5 protein-coding genes are annotated in these 6,000 nt (G+C 70.8%); 3 read left to right on the top strand and 2 right to left on the bottom strand.

Annotated features, from left to right (window positions below):
- Together CCN33_RS14420 and CCN33_RS14415 are read left to right on the top strand one after the other, a co-directional pair.
- On the top strand, window positions 1–1,667 hold a 1,667-nt coding region (locus CCN33_RS14420), incomplete at its 5' end, for a SpoIIE family protein phosphatase (protein WP_086694031.1).
- A gap of 79 nt (window positions 1,668–1,746) precedes the next feature.
- Window positions 1,747–3,225, top strand: coding sequence for a glutamate-cysteine ligase family protein (locus CCN33_RS14415; protein ID WP_086694030.1), 1,479 nt, complete (start codon window positions 1,747–1,749; stop codon window positions 3,223–3,225).
- On the opposite strand, the gene CCN33_RS14410 is transcribed toward CCN33_RS14415, so the two are convergent.
- On the bottom strand, window positions 3,180–3,602 hold the full coding sequence (locus tag CCN33_RS14410) for a hypothetical protein (RefSeq protein WP_086694029.1): 423 nt from the start codon (window positions 3,600–3,602) through the stop codon (window positions 3,180–3,182). The genes CCN33_RS14415 and CCN33_RS14410 overlap by 46 nt on opposite strands.
- A gap of 293 nt (window positions 3,603–3,895) precedes the next feature.
- On the bottom strand, window positions 3,896–4,885 hold the full coding sequence (locus tag CCN33_RS14405; RefSeq protein WP_086694028.1) for a helix-turn-helix transcriptional regulator: 990 nt from the start codon (window positions 4,883–4,885) through the stop codon (window positions 3,896–3,898).
- Between the two features lie 93 nt (window positions 4,886–4,978).
- Between CCN33_RS14405 and CCN33_RS14400 the strand changes: the two genes are divergently transcribed.
- Window positions 4,979–5,377 carry a VOC family protein gene (locus tag CCN33_RS14400; protein WP_086694027.1) on the top strand — a complete coding sequence of 133 codons (399 nt, stop codon included), beginning with the start codon at window positions 4,979–4,981 and terminating at the stop codon, window positions 5,375–5,377.
- Window positions 5,378–6,000 lie beyond the last annotated feature (623 nt).

The following is a 6,000-nucleotide window of genomic DNA, read 5'->3' as shown; positions in this document are numbered from 1 at the left end:
CCGACCTCGCGCTGTGCGAGCGGCTGATCTACCAGTCCCCCATCGGGCTCGCCCTGCTGGACCCGGACCTGAAGTATCTGCTGGTCAACCCGGCGCTGGAGCGGATCGACGGCGTGCCGGCCGCCGAGCACGTGGGCCGGAGCCTGCGCGAGACGCTGCCGCTGACGGACATGGAGACCGTGGAGTCGGCGCTGCGCCAGGTCCTCACCACCGGCATGCCGCTGCTGGACCAGTACCACGTGGGCCGGCCGCGCAACGATCCCGGACAGCAGCACGCCTGGTCACTGTCCTTCTACCGGCTGGAGGACTCCAGCGGCCGGGTACTGGGAGCGGCCGCCTCCGTCGTGGACGTCACCGAGCGGCACCAGGCCGCCGCGGAGGCGGACCGGGCGCGCAGACGGCTGGCGGTCATCGCGGACGCCTCCGCGCGGATCGGCACCACCCTGGAGGTGGAGCGCACCGCCCGCGAGCTGGCCGAGGTGGCGGCACCGGTGCTGGCTGACGTGGTCGCGGTGGACGTGCTGGACTCCGCGCTGGCCTGCCGCCGGACGAGCCGCCCGGAGCACGGACCCGAGCTGTTCCGGGCGCTCGCCCTGAAGGCGGCCCACCAGACCGTGGCGACCCGCGCCGCCGACCCGCCGGGCGACCTGGCCGCCTACGCCGGGGACCGGCTGGTGACGCTGTGCGTGCACACCGGGCGCCCGGTGCTGGTCCCGCACGTGCAGGCAGCCGACCTGCCGCGGATCGCGCGGGACGCGGACGGCGAGGCGCTGCTCGCGGAGGCGGGCGTGCACTCGTACCTGGCGGTGCCGCTGATCGCGCACGGCGAGGTGCTGGGCGCGCTGGACCTGAAGCGGACCCTCAACCCGCTGCCCTTCGACGAGGACGACGTGGTGCTGGCGGCCGAGATAGCGGGCCGGGCCGGGGTGGCGATCGACAATGCGCGCTGGTTCCAGAGCGTGCGCAACACCGCGCTCACGCTGCAGCGCAGCCTGCTGCCCGACCACTCCCTCCGCCACACCGGCCTGGAGGTGGCCTCCCGCTACGAGCCCGCGCAGGCCACCAGCGAGGTGGGCGGCGACTGGTACGACGTGATCCCGCTGGCCGACGACCGGACCGCCCTCGTGGTCGGCGACGTGATGGGCAACGGCATCGACGCGGCCGCCACCATGGGCCGGCTGCGCACCGCGACCTGCGCCTACGCCGACCTGGACCTGGCCCCGGGTGCGGTGCTGCGCCATCTGGACCGGATCACCTGCGACCTGGAGCACTACATCGTCACCTGTCTGTACGCGGTGTACGACCCCGCCACCAACCGGTGCACGGTCGCCAACGCCGGGCATCTGCCGCCCGCCCTGGTCCGGCCCGGCCGGCCCCCGGAGTTCCTGGGCCTGCCGCCCGCCGCGCCGCTCGGGGTGGGCGGGATCCCGTTCGAGGCGGTCACCGTCCCGATGGAGCCCGGCGATCTGCTGGTGCTGTACACGGACGGACTGGTGGAGACCCGGCAGCACGCCATCGACGACCGGCTGGAGACGCTGCTGTCCCTGCTGGGCGAGCCCGGCCCCTCGCTGGAGGAGGTCTGCGACCGGCTGGTGCACGGCCTGCGCCACCCCGACGACCACGACGACGTGGCCCTGCTGCTCGCGCGAGTGGTCGACCACCCGTAGCGCCGCCGCGTGGTGGGGTGCGGTGGGTGATGCGAGGCTGGGGTGCACAGGTGTTGGAGGAGGGAATCCAGGAGGGCCGATGGGACGGGACGTCCCGGCGCTCGTCTTCACCCGCGAGGACCGCCGCCGGTACCGCATCAAGATGCAGGAGTGCCTCGACGCGTTCGCCCAGATGCTGCGCGAGTCGCGGTTCGACAGTGACCGGCCCCGGGTCGGGCTGGAGATCGAGCTGAACCTCGTGGGCGCCGACGCCGAGCCCGCGATGCGCAACAGCGATGTGCTGGAGGCCATCGCGGACCCCTCCTGGTCGACCGAGCTGGGCCGGTTCAACCTGGAGATCAACGTGCCGCCGCGCCGGCTGACGGCGGGTGGTCCGGACGCCTGGGAGGTGGAGATCCGGGCGGCGCTCAACCATGCCGAGGACCGGGCCCGTACGGTCGGGGCGCGGCTGGTGATGGTCGGCATCCTGCCCACGCTGCGCCAGGCGGACATCGGGGTGGCCGCGCTCTCGGAGAACCCGCGCTACCGGCTGCTCAACGACCAGGTGTTCGCGGCGCGGGGCGAGGATCTGCGCATCGAGGTGGACGGCGTGGACCGGCTGCGCTCCTACGCGGACTCGATCACCCCGGAGGCGGCCTGCACCAGCACCCAGTTCCATCTCCAGGTCTCCCCCGAGGACTTCGCGGGCTACTGGAACGCGGCGCAGGCCATCGCGGGGGTGCAGGTGGCACTCGCGGCGAACTCGCCGTTCCTGTTCGGCAAGGAGCTGTGGCACGAGACCCGTATCCCGCTGTTCGAGCAGGCGACGGACACCCGGCCCGAGGAGATCAAGGTGCAGGGGGTGCGGCCGAGGGTGTGGTTCGGGGAGCGGTGGATCACCAGCGTCTTCGACCTGTTCGAGGAGAACCTGCGGTATTTCCCCGCCCTGCTGCCGCTGTGCGACGAGCAGGACCCGGCGGAGACGCTGGACCGCGGCGACATCCCGGAATTGGCCGAGCTGACCCTGCACAACGGCACGATCTACCGCTGGAACCGCCCGGTGTACGCGGTGGCCGCCGGCCGGCCGCACGTCCGGGTGGAGAACCGGGTGCTCCCGGCGGGCCCGACGGTCGCGGACACCCTCGCCAACGGTGCCTTCTACTACGGGCTGACGCGGGCCCTGGTGGAGGAGGACCGGCCGGTGTGGTCGCGGATGTCGTTCTCGGCGGCGGAGGAGAACCTGCACACCGCCGCCCGGCACGGCATCGAGGCGCTGCTGTACTGGCCCGGCATGGGCGAGGTGCCGGTGCCGGAACTGGTACTGCGGCGGCTGCTGCCGCTGGCGCACCGGGGTCTGGAGCTGTCCGGCATGGACGCGGCGTGGCGGGAGCCGCTGCTCGGCATCATCGAGCAGCGGTGTGTCACGGCCCGCAACGGCGCGGTGTGGCAGAAGGAGACGGTACGCAAGCTGGAGGACACCACGCACACCAGCCGGCACGAGGCGCTGCGCCGGATGACGGAGCTGTACATCGACTACATGCACCTCAACGCCCCGGTGCACACCTGGCCGGTGGACTGAGGCGAGGCGTCGCGTCCGCTGGTGTTCACCCGGGGAGCCGTCCCGTCGGCGCTCAGCAGTTCGGGACGCACTAGAGAATGCGGCGTGCCGTCGCCGCCGGCGAGTTCCCACTCGCCCCCGCCGGACATACGTCCGTCGCCCGGCGGGGGGTCGCTGAAGCTGAAGACGACGGCGCTGCGCGGGATGCCGGACATCTCGAACCGTCCGTCGGCCCCGAACCTCACCGTGCCGCCCCCGGTACCCTGCCAGACGCACGTGAGCTGGTCGGAGCCGAGCTCGGCGCCCTCGTCCGGTCCGCATGCCGCCAGGGCGGAGATGCCGAGCAGGACGAGGCAGGGAAGGACCGCGATCGCCGCGCCTGTACGTCGTACCTTCATGCCAGCCTACTGGTAGATGGTTTCCTGCCACTTGACGTCGACGCGGAAGCCGGCGAAGTAGCCACCCGTTTACGCCGGCCGCAGGCCGCAGGGTCACTGGCCGCCAGGCGCGGGCGCCGACAGCAGGACCGACCGTGCCGGCTCGAACAGCTTCCCCCGAGCCTCCGCGCTCCGAGCCTCAGCCTGCCGGTACTGCTCGATGCACCTGCCGATGACCTCGGCATCCGAGGCGCACAACGCCCGATTCGGCACACGCCCCAGAGGTGCCGTCTCATGACAATGGTTCCTCGCTGTCAGGCTTGGCCGGCGTAGGACGTGAGGCGATCGGCGAGCGCGATGACGAGGTCGCGCAGTTCAGCGGGGCGCTCGATGACGAACGGCCGGTCGAGTGAGGTGAGTACTGGCGGCAACCAGTCGAGCCGCTCGGCCCGCAGCTGGACGCGCAGCCAGTGCTCGGCCGCCGGATCCTGGCCGGCCGCGGGCTTGTGATCCTCGATGCTCGCGACGCTGGCGGGGAGGCGCGCGCGGATCTGCTCAACTGTCCCGTGGATCCGCAAGATCACCTCGTGCCGGTACTCGGCTGTGGCGAATCCTGACAATACGCGCTGTGCTGGACCGGGACCCACGGGCGCTTCGAATGAGCCGGGCAGGGTTCTCGCCTCTGCGATGCGGTCGAGCCGGAAGGTTCGGTCCTCACCGATCTGGGCGTCCTTGCCCGTGACGTACCAGCGGCCCGCATGGGCGACGATCGCGTAGGCGTGCAGTGTGCGTTCGCTGCGCCGTCCGTCCCGGTCGGTGTAGCGGATCGAGGCCGGTCGGCGGTGGCGCACGGCATCGGCGATGGTGAGCAGGACCCCGGCGTCCGGGGTGTCGAACTCGCCGGACTGATCCGTGAAGGCGAGAGCTTCCAAGAGGGTGTCGAGCCGACGGGCGATGTGCTTGGGCAGCACCCGCCGGATCTTCGCCGACGCCGTCTCGTTTGCCGTCCGCTCCGTCGTCGTCAGCCCTGCCCGGCGGCCCGCGACCAGACCGAGCAGCACGGCCAGCGCCTCGTCGTCGCTGAGCATGAGCGGAGGGAGGCGGTACCCGGGAGCCAGTCGGTAGCCGCCGTAGCGGCCGCGCACCGACTCCACGGGCACGTCCAGGTCAATCAACTGGTGCACGTACCGCCGCACAGTGCGCCCTTCGACGCCGAGACGGTCGGCCAGTTCGGCCACGGTCCGAGTGCCGCCCGACTGCAGCAGCTCCAGGAGTGTCAGCACGCGGCCGGTGGGTCGGGGCATGTTCGCAGCCTAACTCGAATACAGGACCGATCCTGTCCACTATTTCTCCTAACCTGCGACGTGTACGCCTCCAGCACAGCGAAGGGGATTCCCATGGACTTCATCTCGATCCGCATCATCACAAGCGACGTCGCACGCCTCGTTGAGTTCTACGAGCGCGCCACAGGGGCGCAGGCGACGTGGGCCAACGAAGACTTCGCCGAACTCAAGACCGCGGGCGCCACGCTCGCGATCGGCAGCACCCGCACTGTCGCGCTGTTTGCCCCGGGCTCTGGTCGCCCGGCGGACAGCAACGGCCTGATCATTGAGTTCCTCGTCGACGACGTGGACAGCACTTACAACAACCTGACCGCCTTCGTCACCGACTTCGTCAACGAGCCCACCACGATGCCCTGGGGCAACCGTTCGCTGCTGTTCCGCGACCCTGACGGCAACCTCGTCAACTTCTTCACCCCCGTCACCCCGGAGGCCATCGCAAAGTTCGCACGCTGACGTCACACACAGCCGCTCACTCCTGAGCCTTGAGATCCCAGGGCTGCCGATGAACGCGGCCACCGAGTCCAGGAGCGCGACGAACAGGGGATATGGGAACGCACCACTGACCGCCGAAGGACGTCGGCGCTTGTGCCTGCGGGTCGATGCCGGACGGCCCGCGCCGAGAAGTGCGCCCGGCGCCCCAGGTGACGACCGGGCCCGCCCGCGTCAGGAGCCGAACGCCGGGTGTCGGTAGGAACCCTGTCACCAGCTGCAAACGGTGGCGACTACTCCTCCAGGCCCTCACTCTCCCCTTCCGGGCTCGGCGGCTGCCGCAACGTTCGGATCGCCGCCGCGTGGAAGTCGAACCGTGCCGTGTTGGCCCGGGCTGTCACCGGGTTCCACTCATCCCAGTGCGGGCAGGTCGCGCCGGTTGCCATTTGAGTTGCCATCACGTCCCTCATCTCCCGAAAGGCGTCCTCCAGCGCCCGTACCGCAACGTCGATCCGCTGAGGGCCCCAACAACTCCACGCGTTCGAGATCCCTCAGGACCGCACGCCGTGCCTCTTCCAGCAGACGGCGTGGTTCCTCAGTCGGGTCGTCGAGCCGGTCACCCTGCTGGTACTCACATACTCGCGATT

It is taken from the genome of Streptomyces recifensis (assembly GCF_002154615.1).
Lineage (GTDB): Bacteria > Actinomycetota > Actinomycetes > Streptomycetales > Streptomycetaceae > Streptomyces > Streptomyces griseoluteus.
This window is presented reverse-complemented; position numbering and strand designations above follow the sequence as displayed.